Annotated in this window: 19 protein-coding genes; 9 read left to right on the top strand and 10 right to left on the bottom strand. The window is 68.0% G+C overall.

Translation table 11 applies throughout. The features are described from left to right. Positions 1–330 precede the first annotated feature (330 nt). Positions 331–1,434, top strand: a complete 1,104-nt coding sequence (locus K9U40_RS08185) for an NAD(P)/FAD-dependent oxidoreductase (RefSeq protein ID WP_282889721.1) — start codon at positions 331–333, stop codon at positions 1,432–1,434. A gap of 157 nt (positions 1,435–1,591) precedes the next feature. On the opposite strand, the gene typA is transcribed toward K9U40_RS08185, so the two are convergent. Next, a complete protein-coding gene (gene typA, locus K9U40_RS08180; RefSeq protein WP_282889720.1) occupies positions 1,592–3,421 on the bottom strand; it encodes a translational GTPase TypA in 1,830 nt (609 codons plus the stop codon). A 193-nt stretch (positions 3,422–3,614) separates the two neighbouring features. Between typA and K9U40_RS08175 the strand changes: the two genes are divergently transcribed. Beyond that, complete coding sequence (locus K9U40_RS08175; RefSeq protein ID WP_282889719.1) at positions 3,615–4,046, top strand: ion channel; 432 nt, start codon at positions 3,615–3,617, stop codon at positions 4,044–4,046. Between the two features lie 48 nt (positions 4,047–4,094). Further along, entirely contained in the window at positions 4,095–5,456 is a 1,362-nt protein-coding gene (locus K9U40_RS08170) for a PP2C family protein-serine/threonine phosphatase (RefSeq protein ID WP_282889718.1), read from the top strand. Between the two features lie 97 nt (positions 5,457–5,553). Here the strand turns inward: K9U40_RS08170 and K9U40_RS08165 are convergent, their stop codons facing one another. The 9 genes from K9U40_RS08165 to K9U40_RS08125 form a co-directional block, all read right to left on the bottom strand. Further along, on the bottom strand, positions 5,554–7,377 hold the full coding sequence (locus K9U40_RS08165; RefSeq protein ID WP_282889717.1) for an AMP-dependent synthetase/ligase: 1,824 nt from the start codon (positions 7,375–7,377) through the stop codon (positions 5,554–5,556). Between the two features lie 22 nt (positions 7,378–7,399). Beyond that, positions 7,400–8,209, bottom strand: coding sequence for an ABC transporter ATP-binding protein (locus K9U40_RS08160; protein WP_282889716.1), 810 nt, complete (start codon positions 8,207–8,209; stop codon positions 7,400–7,402). Between the two features lie 5 nt (positions 8,210–8,214). After that, entirely contained in the window at positions 8,215–9,399 is a 1,185-nt protein-coding gene (locus tag K9U40_RS08155; protein ID WP_282889715.1) for an ABC transporter substrate-binding protein, read from the bottom strand. Positions 9,400–9,458: 59 nt separating this feature from the next. After that, positions 9,459–10,502, bottom strand: a complete 1,044-nt coding sequence (locus K9U40_RS08150) for a branched-chain amino acid ABC transporter permease (protein WP_282889714.1) — start codon at positions 10,500–10,502, stop codon at positions 9,459–9,461. Further along, positions 10,502–11,380: a branched-chain amino acid ABC transporter permease gene (locus tag K9U40_RS08145; RefSeq protein ID WP_282889713.1), complete on the bottom strand. Its 879-nt coding sequence runs from the start codon at positions 11,378–11,380 to the stop codon at positions 10,502–10,504. Before K9U40_RS08145 ends, K9U40_RS08150 begins: the two co-directional genes overlap by 1 nt. Beyond that, entirely contained in the window at positions 11,380–12,222 is an 843-nt protein-coding gene (locus K9U40_RS08140; protein ID WP_282889712.1) for an ABC transporter ATP-binding protein, read from the bottom strand. Before K9U40_RS08140 ends, K9U40_RS08145 begins: the two co-directional genes overlap by 1 nt. Positions 12,223–12,387: 165 nt before the next feature. Beyond that, complete coding sequence (locus K9U40_RS08135; RefSeq protein WP_282889711.1) at positions 12,388–13,164, bottom strand: FadR/GntR family transcriptional regulator; 777 nt, start codon at positions 13,162–13,164, stop codon at positions 12,388–12,390. Positions 13,165–13,626: 462 nt separating this feature from the next. Then, a complete protein-coding gene (locus K9U40_RS08130) occupies positions 13,627–16,836 on the bottom strand; it encodes a multicopper oxidase family protein (protein WP_282889710.1) in 3,210 nt (1,069 codons plus the stop codon). A gap of 78 nt (positions 16,837–16,914) precedes the next feature. Further along, on the bottom strand, positions 16,915–17,634 hold the full coding sequence (locus K9U40_RS08125; protein WP_282889709.1) for an aspartate/glutamate racemase family protein: 720 nt from the start codon (positions 17,632–17,634) through the stop codon (positions 16,915–16,917). 249 nt (positions 17,635–17,883) lie between these two features. Between K9U40_RS08125 and K9U40_RS08120 the strand changes: the two genes are divergently transcribed. From K9U40_RS08120 to K9U40_RS08095, 6 genes are all read left to right on the top strand, one after another. Then, on the top strand, positions 17,884–19,575 hold the full coding sequence (locus K9U40_RS08120) for an ABC transporter substrate-binding protein (RefSeq protein ID WP_282889708.1): 1,692 nt from the start codon (positions 17,884–17,886) through the stop codon (positions 19,573–19,575). Positions 19,576–19,643: 68 nt separating this feature from the next. Further along, positions 19,644–20,588, top strand: coding sequence for an ABC transporter permease (locus tag K9U40_RS08115; RefSeq protein WP_282889707.1), 945 nt, complete (start codon positions 19,644–19,646; stop codon positions 20,586–20,588). A 4-nt stretch (positions 20,589–20,592) separates the two neighbouring features. Next, entirely contained in the window at positions 20,593–21,477 is an 885-nt protein-coding gene (locus K9U40_RS08110; RefSeq protein WP_282889706.1) for an ABC transporter permease, read from the top strand. Continuing rightward, positions 21,474–22,517 carry an ABC transporter ATP-binding protein gene (locus K9U40_RS08105; protein WP_282889705.1) on the top strand — a complete coding sequence of 348 codons (1,044 nt, stop codon included), beginning with the start codon at positions 21,474–21,476 and terminating at the stop codon, positions 22,515–22,517. Before K9U40_RS08110 ends, K9U40_RS08105 begins: the two co-directional genes overlap by 4 nt. Further along, complete coding sequence (locus K9U40_RS08100) at positions 22,514–23,494, top strand: ABC transporter ATP-binding protein (RefSeq protein WP_282889704.1); 981 nt, start codon at positions 22,514–22,516, stop codon at positions 23,492–23,494. Before K9U40_RS08105 ends, K9U40_RS08100 begins: the two co-directional genes overlap by 4 nt. Before the next feature lie 11 nt (positions 23,495–23,505). After that, positions 23,506–24,762 carry a Zn-dependent hydrolase gene (locus K9U40_RS08095; RefSeq protein WP_282889722.1) on the top strand — a complete coding sequence of 419 codons (1,257 nt, stop codon included), beginning with the start codon at positions 23,506–23,508 and terminating at the stop codon, positions 24,760–24,762. The last annotated feature ends 17 nt before the right edge of the window (positions 24,763–24,779 follow it).

The raw sequence follows: 24,779 nt of genomic DNA, 5'->3' as shown, positions 1-24,779 counted from the left end.
GCGCCTCCAGGGCCACCTTCGCCTTGAACTGCGCTGAATAACGCTTCCTCTTCCCGGTCATCGGGCTCGTCCTTCCGTCAGGCCGAACCAAGCTTAACTCCCTGTCCGATTTTCGGGGACCACCTCACTCCCCCGCACCGAAGCCGGATGTTTCCGGCTTCGGCTCTTGGGGAACCGAACTCGGCAACAGCCGAGTTCGGGCGGGGGAGGGTTCCGCGGTTCGCCCAGTCAGAGCTGCAGGCTTTCAAACTGGGACACTACCGCTCCGACACACCCACATCAGCGCCGGCTGCTCTATGGAATGGGCCGGAAACAGGCGGACGCTCGCATATGGATCAGGTGGAAGCCATCGTCATCGGTGCCGGCGTGGTGGGCCTCGCCATCGCACGTGCCCTCGCCCGGGCCGGCCGCGAGGTGGTGCTGATCGAGGCCGCCGGGGCCATCGGCACCGGCATCTCGGCGCGCAATTCCGAGGTCATCCACGCCGGCATCTATTACGAGCCGGGAAGCCTCAAGGCCGACCTGTGCGTCAAGGGGCGCGATGCGCTCTATGCCTTCTGCGCCAGCCACGGGATCGGCCATTCCCGCCTCGGCAAGCTCATCGTCGCCGCCAGCGCGGATGAGGTGGCCTATCTGGAAAAGCTCGCCGCCCATGGCGCCGCCAACGGGGTCGGCGACCTCGTGATGCTGGACGGCGCCGGCGCGCGGGCGCTGGAGCCGTCGCTAAAGGTGCATGCCGCCTTGTTCTCACCCTCCACCGGCATCGTCGATTCCCACGGGCTGATGCTGGCCCTGCACGGGGACATGGCGGCGGCCGGCGGCCTGCTGGCCCTCGGCGCGCCGTTCGCGGGAGCGGAGCCCGCGGCGGGCGGGCTGAAGGTGCGCACCGGCGGCGACGCGCCCCTCACCCTCGGCTGCCGCCTGCTGGTGAATGCCGCAGGCCTCGACGCGCCGGACCTCGCCCGCCGGATCGCCGGCATGCCGGCCCAGCTGGTGCCCGAGCAGACGCTGGCGAAGGGCAACTACTTCATCTGCGGGCGCAAAGTGCCGTTCAGCCGCCTCATCTATCCGGTGCCGGAGCCGGGCGGGCTCGGCACCCACCTCACCCTCGACCTTGGCGGACAGGGCCGGTTCGGACCGGACGTGGAATGGGTGACACGGCGCGACTACGGCGTGGACCCGGCCCGCAAGGCCGCCATGCTGGGCTCCATCCGCCGCTACTGGCCGGATGTGCGGGAGGAGGACCTCGCCCCCGGCTATGCCGGCATCCGCCCCAAGATCCCGGGGCCCGGCGGCGGCCCGCAGGATTTCGTCATCCAGGGGCCGGCGATCCACGGCGTCGCCGGACTGGTGAACCTGTTCGGCATCGAATCGCCGGGCCTGACGAGCTGCCTCGCCATCGCGGACAAGGTGCTGGAGGTCGCGGAGGGCTGAGGCCCATCGCCCCTTTTGCGGCCCCGTGGCATCGGGCGCGGGCGGCGGCATCGCCGGCCGCCCCTCTTCGCCTCCCGCGCAGCAAAAAGGCAGGAGCTGCAGCCCCTGCCTTGATGCAAACGAGAATGTGCGGCGCGGGCACCGCGCCGGTCCGGCCTCAGGCCATCTCGGTCTCGCGCTCGCGCTCCTTGCGCTTGCGCTCGTTGGGATCGAGGTAGCGCTTGCGCAGGCGGATGGACTTGGGGGTCACCTCCACCAGTTCGTCGTCCTGGATCCAGGCGAGCGCGCGCTCCAGCGTCATGCGGATGGGCGGGGTCAGGCGCACCGCCTCGTCCTTGGAGGTGGTGCGGATGTTGGTGAGCTTCTTGCCCTTCAGCACGTTCACTTCCAGGTCGTTGTCCCGGTTGTGGATGCCCACCAGCATGCCCTGGTACACCTTCCAGCCCGGCTCGATGATCATCGGGCCGCGGTCTTCCAGGTTCCACAGGGCATAGGCCACCGCCTCGCCCTGCTCGTTGGCGATCAGCACACCGTTCACGCGGCCGGCGATCTCGCCCTTGTAGGGGGCGTATTCGTGGAACAGCCGGTTCATGATGGCGGTGCCGCGGGTGTCGGTCAAAAGCTCCGACTGGTAGCCGATGAGGCCGCGGGTGGGAGCATAGAAGACGAGGCGCTGGCGGTTACCGCCGGAGGGGCGCATCTCCACCATCTCGGCGCGGCGCTCGCTCATCTTCTGCACCACGGTGCCGGAATATTCCTCGTCCACGTCGATGAGGACTTCCTCGATGGGCTCCAGCATCTGGCCGGTGGCCTCGTCCTTCTGGAACACGACGCGGGGGCGCGACACGGCAAGCTCGAAGCCCTCGCGGCGCATGGTCTCGATCAGCACCGCGAGCTGCAGTTCGCCACGGCCGGAGACGAAGAAGGAATCCTTCTCGGTGGATTCCTCGATCTTGAGCGCCACGTTGCCCTCCGCCTCGCGGAACAGGCGGTCGCGGATGACGCGGCTCGTCACCTTGTCGCCCTCGGTGCCGGCGAGGGGCGAATCGTTCACGATGAACGACATGGTGACGGTGGGCGGATCAATGGGCTGGGCCTTCAGCGGCGTGTCGACGCTAAGGTCGCAGAAGGTGTCGGCCACGGTGCCCTTGGTGAGGCCGGCGATGGCTACGATGTCACCCGCCACGCCCTCGTCGATAGGCTGGCGCTCGATGCCGCGGAAAGCAAGGATCTTGGACACGCGGCCCTGCTCCACCAGCGAGCCGTCCTGGGCCAGCACCTTTATGGACTGGTTCGGCTTGATGGAGCCGGAGGTGATGCGCCCGGTGATCATGCGCCCGAGGAAGGGGTTGGCTTCCAGCAGGGTGCCGATCATGCGGAACGGGCCCTCGCCCACGGTGGGCTCCGGCACGTGTTTCAGCACGAGATCGAACAAAGGCGCCATGCCCTGGTCGCTGGGGCCTTCCGGCTTGTCGGCCATCCAGCCGTTGCGGCCGGAACCGTAGAGGATGGGGAAGTCGAGCTGCTCGTCGGTGGCGTCGAGCGCCGCGAACAGATCGAACACCTCGTTCACCACTTCGGTGATACGGGCGTCGGAGCGGTCCACCTTGTTGATGGCGACGATGGGCTTGAGCCCCACCTTCAGCGCCTTGCCCACCACGAACTTGGTCTGGGGCATGGGGCCCTCGGCGGCGTCCACCAGCACGATGGCGCCGTCCACCATGTTCAGGATGCGCTCCACCTCGCCGCCGAAGTCGGCGTGGCCGGGGGTGTCGACGATGTTGATGCGCGTGTCCTTCCAGACCACCGAGGTGGCCTTGGCCAGGATGGTGATGCCGCGCTCCTTTTCCAGGTCGTTGGAATCCATCACGCGCTCGGCCACGCGCTGGTTCTCGCGGTAGGAGCCCGACTGCTTGAGCAGCTCATCCACCAGCGTGGTCTTGCCGTGGTCGACGTGGGCGATGATGGCGATGTTGCGCAGCTTCATGGGCGTCCAGCACGAAAACGCGGGTCCGAATGGCTCGGGCCCGCCGGGAAAGGGATTATTGCGGCGCAAAATACACAGAAACCGATCAAGATCAATGCGCGCTGCGGCAGGAGGCCTGATCGGCGCCACGTCCCTTGCCCTTCGAGGCGGCTTGGGTGAACGGTGGGCGAGCCTGAGCAGGGACGACAACATTATGTTTGCTGACGGAGAATTCCTGGTGGGCGCTGTCATCAGCGTCCTCACCATCGCGGTGCAGGCGCTTGCCACCATCCTGGTGGTGCGCGCCGCCCGCATCGCCGCCCGCCACCTCTCCCCCCGGCGCAAGATCGAGACGCTCATCATCGTGATGGCCATGTCCGGGGTCCTGTTGACCCTGGGACACTTCATCGAGGTGGCCATCTGGGCCGAACTCTACAACCTGCTCGGCGTCATCCCCCGCAAGGACGTCTACTATCTCGCCTTCGTCAATTTCACGACGCTCGGCTACGGCGACATTCTCCCGACCTACGAGTGGCGCCTGCTGGGTCCCATCACGGCGGCAAACGGCATGCTGCTGTTCGGCTGGTCCACGGCGGTCCTCTACGCCGTGCTGGCGCGTGCGCTCCGCATCCTGCGTTTGGAGTAAGGCTCCCTGCCCGATGCGGGCTATAGTGGGCGCGCCCAGGGAAAAACCATGCCGCCACTGACGCTACGACAGGATGACACGCATCGCCTCGGCCCCGCCGAGGCCGCGGCCGCGGCCGCCGTGATGGCGCAGCATGGCTATTTCGCCGATTTCCCGTTCGAGGCGCTGCTCGCCCTCGTTTCCGAAGGCGAGAAGATGGTGGTGCCGCCGGGCACCCGCCTCATCCGCCGGGGCGTTCACGAAACCTTCGCCCTGCTGGTGGTGGAGGGCACGGCCGTGGTCACCATCGACACACCCTATGCCCATGTGGAGCTCGCCAGGCTCGCGGCACCGGCCGTGATCGGCGAGATCGCCGCCTTCACCGGCGTCGCGCGCACCGCCCATGTGGACGCGGCGACGGAGCTCGTCGCCCTGCGGCTCTCGTCGGAGGCGCTGGAGGCAGCCGGGCGCGCCTATCCCGCGCTGCTCTCGGCGGTGATGCGCCAGTTCGGCAGCCGGTTCGAGACCTTCAACCGCGTCTTCGGCTTCTACGCCAACGCGCTCAACGCGCTGGAGCGCCGCGAGTTCGACCTGAAGCTGCTGGACGAGCTGCGCAATCCGCTGCCGGAGCTGGTGGACTTCTCGCACTCCTTCCGCCGCCTCGCCGAGGCCATCATGACGCGGGTGGCGGAGCGCCGCGAGATGGCCAATGCCGCCGCCATCCAGCGCTCCATGCTGCCGGCTCCCCTGGCGCCCGACGCCCTCGCCGGCCGCGCCGACATCGCCGCCGCCATGCGACCCGCCAAGGACGTAGGCGGGGATTTCTACGATTACTTCCTCATCGACCAGCGCCACCTGGTGGTCAGCCTCGGCGACGTGGCCGGCAAGGGCACCCCCGCCGCCCTGTTCATGAGCGCGACCCAGACCGCACTGCGCATGGGACTGCGGCGGGAAGCGGACCTCTCCACCGCCATCGCCACGGTGAACGACCTGTTGTGCGCCACCAACGGGGAGGACATGTTCGTCACCCTGTTCTGCGCCGTGATCGACCTTGAGACCGGCGATCTCACCTACTGCAATTGCGGCCACACCGACGCGATGATCCTGCGCGCCGACGGCGCCATCGAGCGGCCGGAGGCCACCGGAATGGCCCTCGCCATCCTGGAGGGAATGAGGCCGCGTGCCATCACCGGCCGCCTTGGTCCCGGCGATCGGCTGTTCCTGTTCTCGGACGGGCTGACGGACGCCATCAATACGGACGAGATCTCCTTCGGCGACGCGCGCCTGGAGGCGGCGGCGCTGCGCGCGTTGCATCTGCCGGCCGACGCCTTCCTGGCCGCCCTGCTCGACGCCGCCGCCCACCATTCGGGCACGGCGCCGCAATTCGACGACATGACCGCGCTCGCCGTCACGTTCGCGCCCGTGGGGTGAAGGCGGGGTCTGCGTTTGAAAACATGCGCCGTCGGCCCCCTCTCCCCTCGCTAGCGGGGGAGGGTTCCGGCGCGGACCCAGTCGAAGCAGCGCCCCCTCAAGCCGTCGCGTAGAGGCTCTCGATCTCCGCCGCATACTTCTTCTGGATGTTGGAGCGCCGCACCTTCATCGTCGCGGTCACCTCGTCGTCGTCATGGTCCAGCTCCTTGGTGAGGAGGTGGAAGCGCCGGATGTGGGACACCTGCGCCAGCTGACCGTTGGCCCTGGCGACCTCGCCCTCGATCAGCGCGCGCACCTTCGGGTTCTCCGCGAGATTGCGGAAATTGGTGTAGGAGATGCCGTTCTCCTCGGCCCATTTGCCCACCGTCTCGAAATCGATCTGGATGAGGGCCGAGACGTATTTGCGCGCCTCGCCGATGACGATGCATTCCTTGATGAAGGCGCTGCCCTTGGCCACGTTCTCGATCTCCGACGGGCTGAGATTCTTGCCCCCCGCCGTGATCATGATGTCCTTCAGGCGATCGACGATCTTCACCTGGCCGTTCACGAACTCCACCACGTCGCCGGTGTGGAGCCAGCCGTCGCGCAGGGCGGCCGCGGTGGCCTCCGCGCTCTTGTAGTAGCCCGCGAACACGATGCCGCCCTTCACCAGCAGCTCGCCGTGATCGCCACGGGCAAGGCTCACCCCCTCCGCCGCCGGTCCCACGCAGCCGGGCACGAGGTTGGACAGGCGCTGCCCGGTGGCCATGCCGCTGGTCTCGGTGGCGCCATAGACCTCGATGAGCGGCACGCCGATGGTGCGGAAAAAGCGCACGATGTGAGGCGAGATGGGCGCCGCCCCCGTCATGGCCACCTTCGCCTTGCGCAGGCCGATGAAGTTCTGCAGCGCCCGGAAGAACAGCAGCCAGCCGATGAGGAACACCGCCCGCTGGTACAGCGTCCGCTTTGCCGGCGCCGTCTCGGCGAAGGGCTGGCACGCCGCCATGAGGCGCTCGAACAGGGCGCGGCGCACCCCGCCCGCCTCCAGCATCTTGATGTAGATGGAGGCGTGCAGCTTCTCCCAGATGCGCGGCACGCCGAGGAACATGCTCGGCGCCACCTCCCGCAGATCCTCCTGGATGGTGCGGATGGACTCGCCGAAATTCACCTGCGAGCCGAGATAGAGCGGCGTCATGGTGGTGAGCATCTGCTCGGCCACATGGCACAGGGGCAGGTAGGAGACGTGGGTGGTCTCGGCATCGAGCCCCAGCCGCTCGGCGATGGCGATGGCCTGCGCCCGCAGATTCCCGTAGGTGAGCATCGCCCCCTTCGGCTTGCCGGTGGAGCCGGAGGTGTAGATCATCAGCGCGATGTCGGTGAGGGACTGGCGCGCCAGCACCTCCCCGATGAGGCCGGGATGGGCTTGGCCGTGCCGCGCGCCCGCCTCCACGAGGTCGTCGAACGACAGCACGGTGCCGGGCGCGTAGGCGCGCAGGCCCTTCTTCTCCATCACCACGATATGCTTCAGCAGCGGCAGTTCGGCGCGCCGCTCCAGCACCTTGTCCACCTGCTCCTGGTCCTCGCACACCACAACCTGCGTATCCGAATGGCCGAGCACATAAGCCACCTCGTTGGCTGGGCTGGTGGGATAGACTCCCACCGTCACCGCCCCCGCGAGGCCGGCGCCGAGCTGGGCCAGCACCCATTCGATGCGGTTTTCCGAGAGCACCGCCACATGCCCGCCTTCGCCAAGGCCGAGCGAACGGAGGCCGTGGCCCACCGCGGCGGCGCGGGCGAAATAGTCCTTGAAGGAGACCGGGTTCCAGATGCCGAAATCCTTCTGGCGGATCGCGGTGCGTTCGCCCTGCCGCTCGGCATGGAGGCGCAGCATCTGCGGCAGGGTCAGGGCGGGAAAGTCGGGGCGGGTCATGGCAGAATTCATGGCGGGGTCCATGGCGCGCCTCTCACGAAAGCCAGCGCTTGCGGCGCTTGTAGTGCTTGATGTCGCGGTAGCTTTTTTCGCCCCGCTCCCCGGCCATGCCGAGATAGAATTCGCGTACGTCCTCATCCGCCATCAGCCGCTGCGTGGGGCCGTCGAGCACGATCTTGCCGGTCTCCATGATGTAGCCGTAATGGGAGACGGCCAGCGCCACGGCGGCGTTCTGCTCCACCAGCAGCATGGACACGCCGCGCTCGCGGTTGATGCGGGCGATGATGGTGAAGATCTCCTCCACCAGCTTCGGCGACAGGCCCAGGGAGGGCTCGTCCAGCAGGATGAGCTTGGGCTCGGCCACCAGCGCGCGGCCGATGGCGAGCATCTGCTGCTCGCCGCCGGACAGGTACCCGGCCCGCCCGCTCCTGCGCTCATAAAGGCGGGGGAAATAGGCGTAGACCGCATCGAACGAGGCGGGCTTGCCCGCCCGCCCGGTCAAGGCATAGGTGGCGGCGACGAGGTTTTCCTCCACCGTGAGGTCCTCGAAGATGCGCCGGCCCTCCATGACGTGGAACAGCCCGCGCCGCACCAGCCCATGGGGGGTGAGTTCTGCGAGCGGCGCGCCGTCGAAGGCGATGGCGCCCGCCGTCACCGCGCCATCCTCCAGCTGGAGCAGGTTGGAGACGGCCTTGAGCGTGGTGGACTTGCCGGCCCCGTTGGAGCCGAGCAGGGCCACCACCTGCCCCTCTTCCACCCGCAGGGAGAGGCCGCGCAGCACCTGGACCGTCCGGTTGTAGACGACCTCGATATTACTGATCTCGAGCATGGCCTTCGCGGTCATCTTCATCACTTCTTCAGGCTGATCCAGTCGGAGGCCGGCTTCATCTGCTTGTCGGCGGCGCTGTAGGAATAGATGCGCCCCACCGGCACCGAATTGCCCGGAATGGAAATGGGCACGCCGATGATGCCGCCGGTGTCGAAATCCTTGATGGTGTTGAGTGCCGCCTTGAGGTTTTTCGCGTCCAGCGCCTTGCCTGCCTGAAGCGTGCGCCTGGCGGCCTCGGTCATCAGCATGGCGGTGAGGAAGCCCTGCATGTAGCCCGTGGCCTGGTAGGTGGGCCGAAGCTTCCTGATCTTCTCCAGGATGGGCGCGTCGGGAGCGGTGTCGTAATAATAGCGGTAGGGCATCACACCCATGAAGCCGTCCGCCGGCGCGCCCACATTGGCCCACAGCGAATTGTCCATGGACCAGAAGGTGCCCATGAACCGGCTCTTCAGCCCCAGCTGCTTGGCCTGGGAGAGGAATTCCGGCAGCGGCGCCAGCACGTAGCCGTGGAAGATGGTGAAGTCCGGATTGGCGCGGCGCAGCTTCAGGATCTCGGTGGAGACATCCACCGCCGTGGGCGGGGTGACGATCTGCCCGACCACCTCCAGCCCCATCTCCTTGGCGCGCTTCACGCTGGCCTCGATGGGGTCACGGCCGAACTCGGTATCTGAGTTCACGAAGACGATCTTCGCGCCCTTCTGCTCTTTCGCGATGTATTCGAGCAGGATGGCGATCATCTCCACATAGTCGGGACCGGCCATAAACTGGAACGGGTACTTTTCCGGATTGTTCAGCTCGCTGCCGAAGGAGGCCCCCGCCATCAGGATGGTGCCGCGGCGGTTCAATTCCTCGTTGATGGTCTTCGCGAAGCCGGTGGAGTCGCCGTAATAGAGGTGGATGTCGTTCTGGGTGGTCAGCTTGTTGAAGACCGCCACCGACTGGTCCACCTTGTAGGCGGTGTCCTCATAGGCAAGGCGCAGCTTGCGGCCGGCGACGCCGCCCGCCTCGTTGGTGATCTTCACGAAATCCGAGATGCCCGCCTCGATGGCGACGCCGGCGAAGGCGAACACGCCGGTGAGCGGGATGGAGCCGCCGATCACCAGCTCCTTCTCGTCGGCAAAGGCGGTCAGGGGGGAAAAGAACGTGGATGCAAGGCCCGCCGTGGCGGCAAGGCCCAGGATGTCGCGTCGGTTCAGATCCGTCATTTGGCGTTTCCTCCGTTGTCTTCTTGGACTTTACTTCGACGCCGCGATTTCGCGTTTCGTCAGGTCTTGAACGGCCACAAATGGAAGAAGCGGCGGACGCGGCGCACGATCTCCGCCAGTCCCTGCGGCTCGAATACCAGGAAGAAGATGATGAGTGCGCCGAACACGATGGTGCGCACCGGCGACAGCGCCGCCCCTGCATTGGGGAAGACCGGGCCGAGCCACTCCACCACGTATTTCAGCAGCTCCGGCACCAGCGTCATGAAGGCGGCGCCGAGGATGGGGCCGAGGATGGTGCCGAGCCCGCCCACGATCACCGCCGCCAGGAAGAAGATGGAGGTGGCAAACGGAAAGCTTTCCGGCGTCACCACGCGGAAGAAATAGGCCCACATGCCCCCCGCCACCCCGGCGTAGAAGGACGACAGGGCAAAGCTCATGAGCTTGTATTGTAAAAGCGGAATGCCCAGCACCTCGGCCGAGATGTCCCGATCGCGGATGGCGATGAAGGCGCGGCCGATGCGGGTGCGGAACAGGTTGGCCGCGCCCAGCACCATCAGCGCCGTGACGGGCACGATGACGAAGTAAAGCGCGAACGGCGAGGCCAGTTCGATGCCGAACAGGCGCGCCGGCGCCACGTTCACCCCGCTCATGCCGCCCGTCACCGACACCCAGTTGGTGAAGACGAAATGCAGGATGAAGGAGGCGGCGATGGTGGCGATGGCGAGATAAAGCCCTTTCACCCGCAGGCTCGGCACCCCCACCAGCACCCCAACCGCCGCCGCGATCAGCCCCGCCGCGAGGATGTTGAGAAGGAAGGGCGTGCCCAGATGCCCGTCGAGGAACGCCACCGCATAGGCGCCCACCGCCATGAAGGCGGCCTGCCCGAGACTTACGAGGCCGGTATAGCCGGTGAGGATGTTGAGCCCCGTGGCGCTCGCCACGTTGATGGCGACGAGGCAGGCCAGATACAGCCAGTAGGCGTTCAGCACGAACGGCGCGAGGGCCAGCACGAGGGCGAGCACGATCATCCAGGCCCGCTGGGTGTTCGTGGTCAGCAAGCCTTCGTCGGCGATGTAGGTTTCCTTGGCGGTGGCGATGCGCATCAGAGCCGCTCGATTTCAACGGTGCCGAACAGGCCGTAGGGCCGGATCATCAGCGCCGCGATGAGGAGGGAAAAGGTGGTGACGAGCTTGAACTCGCCACCGAGATAGGTGCCGGCCCAGGCCTCCACGAGGCCGATGAGGAGGCCCCCCACCAGCGCGCCCAGCACGCTGTCCAGCCCGCCGATGATCACCACCACCAGCGCCGAGAGGCCGAACACCCCCATGGTAGGCGAGATGCCGCCGATGGCGCCCACCAGGATGCCCGCCCCCGCCGCAGTGGCGCAGGCGACGATCCAGGCCAGCGAGAACACGCCGGGCACGTTGATGCCGCAGGAATAGGCCGCCGCCTGGTCGCTCGCGGTGGCCCTGAGCGCCACTCCGCCGCGCCAGAAGCGGAACAGCAGCAGGAACAGGGCGATGACCACCCCCGCCACCACGAAGCCGACCGCGATCTTGCGGGAGACATAGGCCTCGCCGATGAACACCGGGGTGGCGCCCATAAAGTCCGGGAGCGCCCGCGGATCGGTGTTCCACACCAGTTCCGCCACACCCATGAGCACCGAGCCGAGCCCCACCGTGACCATGAAGACGGAGATGGGCGTCTCCCCCAGCATGGGCCGGATCAGGGCGCGCTCCACCAGCGCCCCCACCGCGCCGCCCCCCGCGATGGCGAGCGGGATCGCCGCCCACACCGGCAGCCCGAAGCCGGCGGAAAAGGCGAAGAACAGGTAGCCGCCGAGCATCAGGATCTCGCCCACCGCGAGGTTGATGACCCGCGTCGCCTTGTAGATCAGCACGAAGGCCAGCGCGGTGAGCGCCAGCAGCGCCCCGGAGCCGAGGCCCGCCAGCGTCACCTCGGCGAAGAACAGCCAGTCCATCAGGCGGCCTCCCCGATGGCGGAAAGGCGCCGCATCAGCTCGGCCGGGTTGCCGCTGCCGAGATAGGCGGCTGCCACCTGCGGATCGCCCTGCACCTCAACCGGCGGCCCCTGCGCGATCACCTTGCCGAAATTGAGCACCACCACATGGTCAGAGATGTCCATCACCATGCCCATGTCGTGCTCCACCATGAGGATGGAGATGCCCCACTCCTCCTTCACGTCGAGGATGAAGCGGGCCATGTCCTCGGTCTCCTCGCGGTTCATGCCCGCCACCGGCTCGTCGAGCATGAGCAGGCGCGGCCGCATGGCGAGCGCGCGGGCGAGCTCCACCCGCTTCTGCAGGCCGTAGGACAGCGAGGCCACCGGCTTGTTGCGGATGTGGTCGATCTCCAGGAAATCAATGATCCGCCGCTCCACCTCGGCCCGCAGATCCATCTCCTCGCGCCGGGCGGCGCCCCAGTAGAAAAGCGCCTCAAGCAGATTGGTGCGCATGTGGGCGTGGCGGCCGAGCTTGATGTTGTCGAGCACCGTCATGCCCTTGAACAAGGCGATGTTCTGGAAGGTGCGCGCCAGCCCGGCCTTCGCCCGCGCCGGCGGATGGGTGGCGGTGATGTCCCGCGCGTCGAGGCGGATGTACCCCTCGCGCGGCCGGTAGAAACCCGAGATGCAGTTGAAGAGCGAGGTCTTGCCGGCGCCGTTCGGCCCGATGAGGGCGGTGATGGTGCCCGGCCGCACCTCGAACGAGACATCGGTGAGCGCCTTGAGCCCGCCGAACGACAGGCTGAGCCCGGAAACGGCCAGATGGGCGGGCGCGAGGGGGCCGGGGGCCGGGCGCATCATGGCCCCTCCCCCGACGACAAGGCGGCGCAGCAGCGCCGCCCGGCGCGAACGGCCGAGTTCAGCGTGATCAAGACGTTTCCCCTCCCAAGGGTTACCGACGCGGTCTTTTGCGACCAGTCCCCGGTTCTTGTGTCCGGGGATCTTTGATGACGTTTCACCGCTGCCTCAGATCGAGGAACGGCTCAAGGCGTAACGCGCGAAGATGCGCTCCACCGGCGCGTCGATCTCGCGGCCGGCGCGCACGAAGCCCTTGCGCCAGTCCACGAGGTGACGGCGCATCCAGGTGCGCGCGAGGTCGAGATCGCGCGCCTTGATGGCGTCGATGATCCTGCGGTGGGCCTCCACCATGCGCGGCCCGCCCTCCGGCACCCGCCGGCAGATCATCTCGGATGAAGGAAAGAAAAGGATGGCCGCCGGCTCGCGCGCCAGTTCCAGCACCCGGTTCCGGGAGGCATGGGCGACGAGGGCATGGAATTCGGTGTCGATCTCCGACAGAAGGACCGGATTGCCGATGGCCTCCTCGATCCGCGACTGGTTGGCCTCGAGGGCGGCGATCACGTCGTCATCCGCATGGGCCACCGCCCCTTCCACCGCCCCCACCTCCAGGATCAGCGCGGTGTCGAACAATTCGCGGAAGGTGACGTCCTGCAGCACCAGCGCGCGGCTCATGCGGCTGGACAGGGCGCTGTGGCGGGGCTCGCAGACATAGAGCTTGCGCCCGGCCTCCCGCCGCACGAGGCCGCCCTGCTCCAGCACGCGGATGCCCTCGCGAACGGTGGAGCGATTGACGCCGAACTGCCGGACCAGCGCCGCCTCGGTGCCGATCTCGTCCCCCGGCCTGAGCCGTCCGGACACGATTTCGCTCTCGATGGCGTCGGCAACCATTTCATAGGCCGAAGGCACCCGGATGCGATCGAAACGGTCAGCAATATTGTCGGACATACTGGCGTTTATCCGCTTTGTCGGACAAACGGTCTCATCGCCGGGAGGGCTTGTCAAGGGCGCATGCGCGTCCCGTCCCACGCCTGGGACCGGACCGGCCGCGCCTGCATTGCCGACCGGAATTTGTGCCCGGATGCGCTATGCCCCCACGCGCAGGACCTTGCCCGGATTCATCAGGCTGGCACCGGTTTCCCCGCCAGCCTGGCGCGCGATCCCGGCGCCGCCGCGGTGGTGGGCGCCGATCTGCGGCTCACCTGCCGCGACTGGCTCGGACAGACGGGGCAATTGCGTTCGCGGAGCTGGCGCCGAACCCAAGGCGCGGGCGGAGGCGGATGCCTGGTCCATCATGCTCCACACCTCCGGCACGCCCTTGGGGCGCGTGCTGGTGCACGAAGGCCGCGACGACTCCATGCAGGCCGCGCCGAAGGACGCCGGCCCGGCCTGAAGGCTGCCCACGGCACCTCAATCGCCGCCGAGGGTGAGCGGCCCGGACGCCGCGAAGGCCGCCTCGCCCACCAGTTCGGCCTTCACCGCCTGGGCGGTCGGGTCGGGCCGGACGAAGCCGAAGCGACGGACCATGGCGGCGTTCCCCGCGCCGGCGAGGCCGCCGACCAGGAGGTCGGCCCCCTCGGTGGTGCTCGTGGTGGCGATGCTGAGGCCCCGGCCGCCCGCGCCGAAGGGGAGGAAGGACGCCATCTCCCGGAACGCGACGGCGGGATGGGCCGCCGCGCTGTGGAGATACATGGGCGGCCCTCCGTCGAGGGCCGAGCCGCTGGTGAACACCTTGACCACGCCGCCGTCGAGCTGGCCGGCAATGATCCGCTCAGCCCCGCCGAGCACGCCGGCCAGCCAGCCGGTGGCGAGCGTAACGCCGCCCGTATAGCCCTCGCCGAAGGGGGCGAAGGTGGCCGTGTTGACCGGCTCGGCGGGATCGGTGCTGCCCCGGCACACATTCTCGAAGGGGGAGAAGCCGGCGGTGGAGATTTGACCGAAGGCCGCGCCCGCCGGCGCGGCGACGGGGCCACCGGTGCGGCCGGCACCGGCCTTGCCGAACAGCGGGAACGCGAACACCTTCACCTGCGCCGGCACGCCGGGCCCCGGCGCCGTCACGATGCTCTGGCGGCCGGTGGAGAAATCCACGAAACCGGTGCTGACACTCACGCCGGAGCGGTCGTCGCCATAGGGGCTGAACGACGAGAACACGCCCGGCGCCCAGCCGGAGGGCATGCGCGTCGAGCGGAAGACCTTCACCTCGCTCCTGGCGCCGGGCCCCGAGCCGACGACGATATTGTCCGCCGTCGTCCCGTCGATCTGCGCCACCGCGACGCTGACGCCGCCCCGCGCCGTGGCGTCGAAGGCGGCGAAGCGGATGAACTCCCGCGTGAAGGGGGCCACCCCCACTTTGGCGGCGCCCGAATAGACCACCACCTCCGGCGCATGGCCGCGCCCTGCGCCCACGACGAGGTCATGGACCCCGTCATCGTCCACGTCACCCATGGCGACCTGGACCGCACCCTCGTATCCGGCGAACGGGACCACGGTGGCGATGGGCCGGTCGCCGTTGCCGTCGAGCACCCGCACCGTCGCCGGACGCCCCGGCGCGCCCGGAACCGAGACCGCGTAGGACGAGACGGCGGGGATGACATTGACCATCGCCATCAGGCCGTTGTCCTCGTGGTTGAGGCGGTGGCAGTGCATGACGAACAGGCCGGCATAGTCCTCGAACCGGGTCCGGATGGAGAGGGTGCCGGCCTCGATCACCGCTTCTTCCGGTCCGAGATTGGGCGCGGGCACGTTGATGTTGTCGATGCCCTGCATCACCGGCCCGAGCCTCAGGTCCACGGTGGGGTCGAACAGGGCGGTGACCTGGAAATCGTTCACGTGGACGTGGATGGGGTGCTCGTCATTGTTCTCGTTGCGGAACACCCACTCCTCCACCGAGCCGAGGCGCGGCTGGATCAGGGGAACGTTGGGAAAAGCCTTGCTGTCGAAGGCGTAAATGAAGGACTTGGGGTCGGCCTTGCTGGCGAGATCGTTGAGGAAGCCGCCATTGATGAGGATGTGGCGGGTCACATCCGGCTTCAGTTGCGACAGGTCCTCGAACGAATGGTAGGCGCCCAGCGCCTCGCCTTCGATGAAGGCGGTCGCGGTGCCCTTCTCCCCTGCGGGGATGGCGCGCATGAGCAGCTGGGTCGGGAAGAAGAAGAAGCCGTCATAATAGCTGACGGCCCACGGCGCCACGCTGAGCGTGCCGAGCACCGCCGGCGGGTTTTCCGTGCCGTTGCTGGTGTAGAGGATGCCCGGCGCATTCTCCGTCCGCGCGCCGCCGCCCAAAGGCGGCATTTCGAGGATGAGGTCTCCGCTCTCGGGCATGGTCACCGCGATGGCGAAGCGCGAGGCCGGCGGGATCAGGAGCCGCGTCCCGCCCTCCTCCACCGGAAAGCGCACGGCGGGGCTGGGATTGCCGTCCTGTCCCACGATGGCGATCCGGGGATGGCGCCCCGTCGCGGTCTCGGTAAGCCGGACGTTCATGTAGGCGATGTCGCTGATGTTGGAGAGAACCCAGATCTCGGTCTGTCCGGGCCGGCTGCGCAGGGTGGGCTGGAACTGGCCGTTCACCGTGAACTGGACATCGCGCAGATGGTCGGGGAGCGAGGGATCGGCGGGCACGTTGCCGGCGGCGCCGTCGCGGGCGGTGAAGCTCTGCAGGGTGTTGGGAATGAACTGGAAGCGCCCGCGCATGTTGTGGATCGAGAGCGGCCCGGCATACCACACGGTGGCAAAGCGCGTGCCCGGCCGCGACGCGCTGAAGTTCACCGGCGCCAGCACCGGCCGATAGGTGCCGTTCGCCAGCGCCCCCTCGGCGGGCGGTTCGAGCGTGCTGACGAATTGCGGCCAGTTCGCAGTGTTGAGCTGCGGGTTCGGCCCCTGCCGATCGAACACGAAATTGTACTGCAACGCCATGTTGCGGATCGGAATGGCCTTCTGCGTCACCACCGGGAGGTTGCCGTCGAGGCGGCCGATAGAAAGTATTCCGGCGAGGCCGAGATAGACGTGGGCCGCCGTGAGCGTGTGCAGGTGCGGGTGATACCAGTAGGCGCCCTGCGGCATGTTGGTGGGGATGCGGTAGACATAGGTGTTCGCGCTGCCCGCCGGCAGGTGCAGGAGCACGTTGTCCGAATTGCCCTTCGGGCTGACGTGCAGGCCGTGGGTGTGCAGGTTGATCGGGGAGTCCCGGAGCGGCTCGGGAGAGATGGGAACCGTGCCGTCCGTCGCCGTGTATTTCGGATCGTAGAAGTCCCGGATGGTCAGGTCCTTCAGCCCGTTCTCCAGGTTGATGATCAGGGTTTCGCCGGGAAAGACCTGGAGGGTTGGAGCCGGATACGCGTCGGTCGCGCTGGCCGGGCCGTTGGTCGCGGTGCCGCGCACGAGGCTGTAGCCGAACACGAGCGCATTGCCGACCGGCCCGGAGGCGGTGTCGAGCCGCGCCGCTCCCTGGTGCGCGGTGAGGGTGACTTCCAGCACGCCGTCCTTGCTCGCGAGCGTCACCGGCTCGCGGTAGTCCGACGCCGACCAGGGCGCCTGGGCGAGGGCGCCCCCCGCGCTCCCGGTCACACAGGCGACGAGCAACGCACGGCACAGATCGACGCCGGCACCGACGATGCGCTTCATGATTTCCCCCCAACCCCGGTTTTTCAATATCGTAACACCCATCCTGGCGGCCCGCGCCGAAGCCGGCGATGGCCCGCTTCAATCCTGCGGCACTCGATCCGGCCGGATGGGCCCGGACCGGAGAGGTCCGAGCCGGGCCAAGGCCAGCGCCTGCTCGAAGCTGACGACGAGGGAATCCAGCACCGGCACCGGCGCCTGCGCGGCAAGCGCGGTGCCGTAGCCGGCCAGCGCGGCGCCGCCGACGATCACCACGTCCGGCCCCTGGCGGGCGATCACCTCGTCTACCGCCTCGCGCACCACGCGCAGCCCGTGCTCCCGGCGCGTCGCCACGGCGAGGGCATCGCCCGGCACCACGCCGAAGCCGGCGCAGCGCGCCTCGAAGCCGGCGCGGCGCATCAGGTCGCGCAGCATGGCCGGCCACGCCGCACCCAGGGTGACGATGGAAAAGCGCGCGCCCAGCTGGAGGGCGGTGAGGATGCTCGCCTCCGCCATGCCCGCCACCGGGAAGGCGTGCGTCTCGCGCAGCGCCTCGATGCCCGGCTCGCCGAAGCAGGCATAGAGGCAGGCATCGAAGGGGCCCCGGCCCGCGGTCGCCTCACCCTCCACAGCGGCGCGGACCGCCTCCTGCACCGCATGGCCAGCCACCGCCACGGCGGCCCGCGTGGATACGTAGGGCATGCCGAAGGGCGCCGTCGCGCCGACCAGCTGCACGCTTTCCGGGCAACGGGGCCGGAGTGATGAAATCATGCGCTCCGTCACCTGCGCGGAGGTATTTCCATTGAGAACGAGGATCTTCAAGCGGGCCTCATCGGTCGAGCGGGGTCGATCCGGTGCAAGGGAAGCATGTCCAAGGAGCGCAGCCTAGCGCCGGGTCGCATACTCGTGCGCCCAACCTGCTGCCTGCTTAGGCACAATGACAAATCATGGATGATTTATAGACAAATTTTTATGGCATTCCGCAAGGAAAGGCTGGCTGCCTGCGGGATGGGGGCCAATGGCACGGGGGTTGCTACTGAGGCGATCGTCTCGCCGCATAAGGAACCCACGATGCTCAAAACGGAAAAGCGGATCTGCACCGGTCGCCTCGCCACGAAGACCGCCGCCCTTCTGCTGGCCACCAGTCTGGCAACCGGTTTTGCGTGCATCGCCCCAGGCCTCGCCGGCGCCGAGACCACCCTGCGCATCGGCATGACCGCCGCCGACATTCCGCGCACCCTCGGCCAGCCGGACCAGGGCTTCGAGGGCAACCGCTTCACCGGCCTCACCATGTATGACGCCCTGGTGCTGTGGGACCTGTCTTCCGCCACCAGGCCGAGCGTCCTCGTCCCCGGCCTTGCCACCGAGTGGAAGGTGGACGACGCCGACAAGACCAAGTGGGTGTTCAAGCTGCGCCCCGGCGTCACCTTCCATGACGGCTCGCCCTTCAATGCGGACGCCGTGGTGTGGAACGTGGGCAAGGTGCTGAACAAGGAGGCGCCGCAGTTCGACGCCAGCCAGGTGGGCGTCACCGCCTCGCGCATGCCGACCCTGGTCTCGGCGAAGAAGATCGACGACCTCACGGTGGAGCTGACCACCAAGGAACCCGACAGCTTCCTGCCCTACAACCTCACCAACCTGTTCATGGCGAGCCCCGCCCAGTGGCAGAAATTCTATGACGCCGCCGAGGGCGCGGACGCAAAGGCCAAGGCGGCCGCCGCCTGGACCGCCTTCGCCCGTGAGGCCTCGGGCACCGGCCCGTGGAAGATGACCAAGTTCGTGCCCCGCGAGCGGCTGGAACTGGTGAAGAACGACGCCTACTGGGACAAGGCGCGGGTGCCGAAGACCGATAAGATGGTCCTCCTGCCCATGCCCGAGGCCAATGCCCGCACCGCCGCCCTCATGGCCGGCCAGGTGGACTGGATCGAGGCCCCCGCGCCCGACGCCATCGCGCAGCTGAAATCCCGCGGCTTCAAGATCGAGAGCAATGAGCAGCCCCACGTGTGGCCGTGGCAGTTCTCCCGCATCGAGGGCTCGCCGTGGAACGACATCCGCGTGCGCAAGGCGGCGAACCTGTGCATCGACCGCGAGGGCATGAAAGACGGCCTGCTCGGCGGCCTCATGGCCCCCGCCACCGGCACCGTGGAGCCCGGCCATCCCTGGCGCGGCACCCCCACATTCCAGATCAAATATGATGTCGCCGCCGGCCAGAAGCTGATGAAGGAGGCCGGCTATGGCCCCGACAAGAAGCTGAAGGTGAAGACCCAGACTTCCGCGTCCGGCTCGGGCCAGATGCTGCCTTTGCCCATGAACGAATATCTCCAGCAGGCGCTGGCGGACTGCTATTTCGACGTCGAGCTCGACGTGATCGAGTGGAACACCCTGTTCACCAACTGGCGCAAGGGCGCCAAGGACCCGAGCGCCAACGGCGCCAACGCCATCAACGTGACCTATGCGGCCATGGACCCCTTCTTCGCCATGGTGCGCTTCCTGCAGTCGGGCATGGCGCCGCCGGTGTCCAACAACTGGGGCTTCATCAACAATCCCAGGTTCGACGAACTGGTGAAGAAGGCCCGCACCGCGTTCGAGCCGGCCGCGCGCGACGCGGCGCTCGCGGAGCTGCACGCCGCCTCGGTGGACGACGCCGCCTTCCTCTATGTGGCGCACGACGTGGGCCCGCGCGCCATGAGCCCCAGGATCAGGGGCTTCGTGCAGCCCAAGAGCTGGTTCGTGGACTTCTCGCCGGTGTCCATCTCGCAGTGATGCCTTGAACCGGAACGCGGGACGCTGAACACGCCCCGCGTTTTCCTCCCCCTGCGCAAGGTGGCCCCGTGCTGGTCTATATCCTGAGGCGGATCATCTATGTGATCCCGATCGTCATCGCCGTCGCGCTGGTGTGTTTCCTGCTCGTCCACATCACGCCCGGCGACCCGCTGGTGGCGGTGCTGCCGCCCGACGCGTCCGCCGAGCTGGCCGCGCAGATGCGCGCCGCCTACGGCTTCGACCGGCCGCTGCCGGTGCAGTTCGGCCTGTGGATCTGGCAGGCGCTGCACGGCAATCTCGGCACCTCCATCGCCACCGGCCGCCCGGTGCTCAGCGAGGTGACGCAGGCGGTGGGCAACACCTTCATCCTCGCGGTGACGGCCTCCCTCATCGGGTTTTTCTTCGGCGTATTCTTCGGCCTCATCGCCGGCTATTTCCGCAATACATGGGTGGACAAGCTCGCCACCTCCATCGCCGTGGCGGGCGTGTCCGTGCCCCACTACTGGCTCGGCATGGTGCTGGTCATCGTCTTCTCGGTATGGCTCAACTGGCTGCCGGCGGTGGGCATGGGATCGGGCGGCTGGTCGTGGGACTGGGCCCATATGCGCCACCTCATCCTGCCCGCCGTCACCATGTCGGTGATCCCCATGGGCATCGTGACCCGCACCGTGCGCGCCCTCACCGGCGACATCCTCTCCCAGGATTTCGTGGAGGCCCTGCGCTCCAAGGGCCTTAAGGAAACCCAGGTGTTCCGCCACGTGGTGAAGAATGCCGCCCCCACCGCGGTGGCGGTGATGGGCCTGCAGCTCGGCTACCTGCTCGGCGGCTCCATCCTCATCGAGACGGTGTTCTCCTGGCCGGGCACGGGCTTCCTGCTCAATTCGGCGATCTTCCAGCGCGACCTCCCGCTGCTGCAAGGCACCATTCTGGTGCTGGCGCTGTTCTTCGTCTTCCTCAACCTCGTGGTCGATATCGCCCAGGCGTCCATCGATCCGCGCATCAAGCGGAGCTGAGGACATGAGCGCAACCGACGCCGCCCTCCAGGCCGCCCCGGGCCAGAAGGCCCGCGGCTATTGGGCCACCGTGGGCCGCCGCTTTTCCCGCGACAAGGTGAGCATGGTGTGCGCGGCGGTGCTGCTCGCCATCGTGCTGGCCGCCATCTTCGCCCCCTGGCTGGGCCTCGCCGATCCCTACCAGGGCTCCATGGTGCGCCGTCTCCGGCACATCGGCACGCCCAACTACCCGCTCGGCACAGACGAACTGGGCCGCGACATGCTCTCCCGCCTCATCTATGGCGGGCGGCTCTCGCTGCTCATCGGCATCCTGCCGGTGGTGCTCGCCTTCGGCATCGGCACCAGCCTCGGCCTGCTGGCCGGCTATCTGGGCGGGGCGGTGAACACCGTCATCATGCGCACCATCGACGTGTTCTACGCCTTCCCCTCGGTGCTGCTGGCCATCGCCATTTCCGGCGTGCTGGGCGCCGGCGTGGTCAATTCCATCGTCTCGCTCACCATCGTGTTCGTGCCGCAGATCACCCGCGTGGCGGAGAGCGTCACCACCTCGGTGCGCAACCTCGACTTCGTGGATGCGGCCCGCGCCTCGGGAGCCGGGGCCATCACCATCATGCGGGTGCACATGCTGGGCAACGTGCTCGGGCCCATCTTCGTCTATGCGACCGGCCTCATCTCGGTGTCCATGATCCTGGCCTCGGGCCTGTCCTTCCTCGGCCTCGGCACCAAGCCGCCGGAGCCGGAATGGGGCCTGATGCTGAACACCCTGCGCACCGCCATCTACGTCAATCCGGGCGTCGCTGCACTGCCGGGCGTGATGATCTTCGCCGTCTCCATCTGCTTCAACATGCTCAGCGACGGGCTGCGCAGCGCCATGGACATCCGCAATTGACCCTCATCGAGCCCCTTCCCGATGTCGGCGGGCCGGCCCAGCCGCTGCTCGACGTGAAGAACCTCACCAAGCACTTCCCCGTGGGCGGCGGCTTCCTGGCCGAGAAGAAGACGGTGCGGGCGGTGGACGACGTCTCCTTCTCCATCGCCAAGGGCGAGACGGTGGGCATCGTGGGGGAGTCGGGCTGCGGCAAGTCCACCACCGCGCGGCTGCTGATGCATCTCATGCCCCGCAACGCCGGCGAGATCCTGTTCGACGGAGAGCTGGTGGGTGGGACGCTCAGCATGCGCGAGTTCCGGCGCGGCATGCAGATGGTGTTCCAGGACAGCTACGCCTCGCTCAATCCGCGCCTCACCATCGAGGAGTCCATCGCCTTCGGCCCCAAGGTGCACGGCGTGGCCGACAAGGAGGCGCGGGCGCTCGCCCGCGAGCTGATGGGCAAGGTGGGCCTGCGCCCGGAGGTCTTCGCCAACCGCTACCCCCACGAGGTCTCCGGCGGCCAGCGCCAGCGCGTCAACATCGCCCGCGCCCTGGCGCTGAAGCCGCGCCTCGTGATCCTGGACGAGGCGGTCTCGGCGCTCGACAAGTCGGTGGAGGCGCAGGTGCTGAACCTGCTCACCGACCTCAAGCGCGAGTTCGGCCTCACCTATCTCTTCATCAGCCACGACCTCAACGTGGTGCGCTACATCTCCGACCGGGTGCTGGTGATGTATCTGGGCCAGGTGGTGGAGATCGGCCCGGTGGACGAGGTGTGGGACGGCCCGGCCCATCCCTATACGCGCGCCCTGCTCGCCGCCATGCCGGCCCTCGATCCCGACCGGCGCACGCAGGAGCCGCCCATCACCGGCGATCCGCCCAACCCCATCGATCCGCCGCCGGGCTGCCGCTTCCACACCCGCTGCGCCTTCTTCGAGCCGGTCTGCGCCGAGGCCTGCCCTCCCCTGTCGCCGGTGGCGGGCGGCGCCCATGCTGCCGCCTGCCACATGGTCGTTCCCGGCTCCGGCCACAGCCGCGCGCCCAATGCGGGAGCCACGCCATGAACGCGCCCCTGGTGGACATCCGCGACCTCACCATCCGCTTCACCGGCGAGCGCACGGTCTATGCGGTGAACGGCGTCTCGCTCTCCCTCGGCGAAGGCGAGGTGCTGGGCCTCTTGGGGGAATCCGGCTCCGGCAAGAGCGTCACCATGCGCGCGCTCATGCGCCTTTTGCCCAAGAAGCGAACCGTCATCAGTGGCAGCGTCAGCGTGGCGGGGCAGGACGTGCTGGCCATGGACGACGCCACCCTCTCCGCCTTCCGCGGGCGCACCGTTTCCATGATCTTTCAGGAGCCGGCGCTGGCGCTGGACCCGGTCTACACCATCGGCCAGCAGATCGCGGAATCGGTGAAGCGCCATGAGGGCGCGAGCGATGCCGCCGCCCGGGCGCGGGCGCTGGAGATGCTGGAGCTGGTGCGCATCCCCTCGGCGAAGCGCCGCCTTGACGCCTATCCGCACGAAATGTCCGGCGGCATGCGCCAGCGCGCCATGATCGCCCTGGCGCTCGCCTGCAAGCCCAAGATCCTGCTGGCCGACGAGCCCACCACGGCCCTCGACGCCACGGTGCAGATCCAGATCCTGCTGCTGCTGCGCGAGTTGCAGCGGGAGATGGGCATGTCGGTCATCTTCGTCACCCACGATATCGGGGTGGCCATCGAGATCTGCGACAAGGTGGCGGTGATGTATGCCGGTCAGATCGTGGAGACCGGCACCCTGGGGGAGATCGTGCGCACGCCGCAGCACCCCTATCCCCAGGGGCTGCTCGCCTCCACCGTGCACGGCGCCAGGCGCGGCGCGCGGCTCCAGACCATTCCCGGCACCCCGCCGTCGCTGGATGCGGCGCCCGCGGCCTGCTCCTTCGCCCCCCGCTGCGCCCACGCACAGCAGCGTTGCACGGAGCGCCTGCCTCCGGACGTGGTGCTTGCTCCCGGCCGGACGGTAAGGTGCGTGCTGGCTGAAGATTCCGTCGCGGTGAGCTGATGACCGAGCTGATGACCCCTGCCCTGTCCAATCTCCAGATCAATTCCGACCGCCTCTGGAGCACCATCCTTGAAACCGCGCAATTCGGCGGCACGCCCAAGGGCGGCGTCCGGCGCCTGGCCCTGAGCGAGGAAGACCGGCAGGTGCGGGACTGGTTCCGCGCCGCCTGCGAGGCGGCCGGGCTCGCCGTGAGCATCGACCAGCTCGGCAACATGTTCGCCCTGCGCCCGGGGAAGGATGCCGGCAAGGCGCCCCTCGGCATCGGCTCCCATCTCGACACCCAGCCCACGGGCGGCAAGTTCGACGGCATCCTCGGAACGCTCGCGGCCCTCGAGGTGGTGCGCACGCTCAACGACGCCGGCATCGAGACCGAGGCGCCCCTGTGCGTCATCAACTGGACCAATGAGGAAGGCTCGCGCTTCGCCCCGGCCATGATGGGCTCGGCCGGCCATGTGGCCGACCTGCCGCTGGCCGAGATCCTCGCCCGCACCGATGCGGAGGGCGTGAGCGTGGGCGAGGCCCTCGACGCCATCGGCTATCGCGGCGAGGCTCCCCTCGGCGCGCAGAAGCTCGGTGGCTTCCTGGAGCTGCACATCGAGCAGGGGCCGATCCTGGAGGCGGAGAACCTCACCATCGGCGTGGTGGAGCACGGCCAGGGCATCATCTGGTACGACGGGCGCATCACCGGCTTCGAGAGCCATGCGGGCTCCACCCCCATGCACCTGCGCAAGGATGCCCTCGCCACCCTCTCCGAGATCGTGCTCGCGGTGGAGACGCTGGCGGTGGAACTGGGGCCGAACGCCGTGGGCACCGTGGCGGACATCGCCATCGCCCGGCAGTCGCGCAACGTGATCCCCGGCGAGATCACCTTCGCCGCCGAGTTCCGCACGCCCGACGCCGGCATCCTCGCTGCTCTGGACAAGGGCCTTCAGGCGGCGGTGGCGCGCATCGCCGAGCGGCGGAAGGTGAGCGTCGCACTCGACACCATCTGGCGCAAGGAGCCCACCCATTTCGATCCCGCCATCACCGGCGCGGTGGCACAGGCGGCGCAGAAACTGGGCCTCAGCCACCGGCCCATGGTCTCCGGCGCGGGGCATGATTCCTTCCACCTCGCCACCATCGTGCCCACGGGCATGATCTTCGTGCCCTGCAAGGATGGGGTGAGCCACAACGAGCTGGAATCCGCGACCCAGGCCGACTGCGCCGCGGGGGCCAACGTGCTGCTGCACGCGGTGCTGGCGCTGGCCGGCGACGGCGGCAAGGCGTGAGGAACAACCGTGAGGGG

It is taken from the genome of Xanthobacter autotrophicus (genome assembly GCF_030015065.1).
In the GTDB taxonomy this organism is placed as follows: Bacteria; Pseudomonadota; Alphaproteobacteria; order Rhizobiales; family Xanthobacteraceae; genus Xanthobacter; species Xanthobacter autotrophicus_D.
Note: the sequence above shows the minus strand (reverse complement) of the source record. Positions and strands in the feature narration are given on the sequence as shown.

Bases quoted from the DNA above. Each gene is read 5' to 3' on its own strand.
- K9U40_RS08185 (WP_282889721.1), top strand. From the start codon at position 331: ATGGATCAGGTGGAAGCCATCGTCATCGGTGCCGGCGTGGTGGGCCTC.
- K9U40_RS08170 (WP_282889718.1), top strand. From the start codon at position 4,095: ATGCCGCCACTGACGCTACGACAGGATGACACGCATCGCCTCGGCCCC.
- K9U40_RS08100 (WP_282889704.1), top strand. From the start codon at position 22,514: ATGAACGCGCCCCTGGTGGACATCCGCGACCTCACCATCCGCTTCACC.
- K9U40_RS08140 (WP_282889712.1), bottom strand. From the start codon at position 12,222: ATGATGCGCCCGGCCCCCGGCCCCCTCGCGCCCGCCCATCTGGCCGTT.
- K9U40_RS08165 (WP_282889717.1), bottom strand. From the start codon at position 7,377: ATGAATTCTGCCATGACCCGCCCCGACTTTCCCGCCCTGACCCTGCCG.
- K9U40_RS08155 (WP_282889715.1), bottom strand. From the start codon at position 9,399: ATGACGGATCTGAACCGACGCGACATCCTGGGCCTTGCCGCCACGGCG.
- K9U40_RS08145 (WP_282889713.1), bottom strand. From the start codon at position 11,380: ATGGACTGGCTGTTCTTCGCCGAGGTGACGCTGGCGGGCCTCGGCTCC.
- K9U40_RS08160 (WP_282889716.1), bottom strand. From the start codon at position 8,209: ATGACCGCGAAGGCCATGCTCGAGATCAGTAATATCGAGGTCGTCTAC.
- K9U40_RS08120 (WP_282889708.1), top strand. From the start codon at position 17,884: ATGCTCAAAACGGAAAAGCGGATCTGCACCGGTCGCCTCGCCACGAAG.
- typA (WP_282889720.1), bottom strand. From the start codon at position 3,421: ATGAAGCTGCGCAACATCGCCATCATCGCCCACGTCGACCACGGCAAG.
- K9U40_RS08130 (WP_282889710.1), bottom strand. From the start codon at position 16,836: ATGAAGCGCATCGTCGGTGCCGGCGTCGATCTGTGCCGTGCGTTGCTC.
- K9U40_RS08150 (WP_282889714.1), bottom strand. From the start codon at position 10,502: ATGCGCATCGCCACCGCCAAGGAAACCTACATCGCCGACGAAGGCTTG.
- K9U40_RS08095 (WP_282889722.1), top strand. From the start codon at position 23,506: ATGACCCCTGCCCTGTCCAATCTCCAGATCAATTCCGACCGCCTCTGG.
- K9U40_RS08175 (WP_282889719.1), top strand. From the start codon at position 3,615: ATGTTTGCTGACGGAGAATTCCTGGTGGGCGCTGTCATCAGCGTCCTC.
- K9U40_RS08135 (WP_282889711.1), bottom strand. From the start codon at position 13,164: ATGTCCGACAATATTGCTGACCGTTTCGATCGCATCCGGGTGCCTTCG.
- K9U40_RS08110 (WP_282889706.1), top strand. From the start codon at position 20,593: ATGAGCGCAACCGACGCCGCCCTCCAGGCCGCCCCGGGCCAGAAGGCC.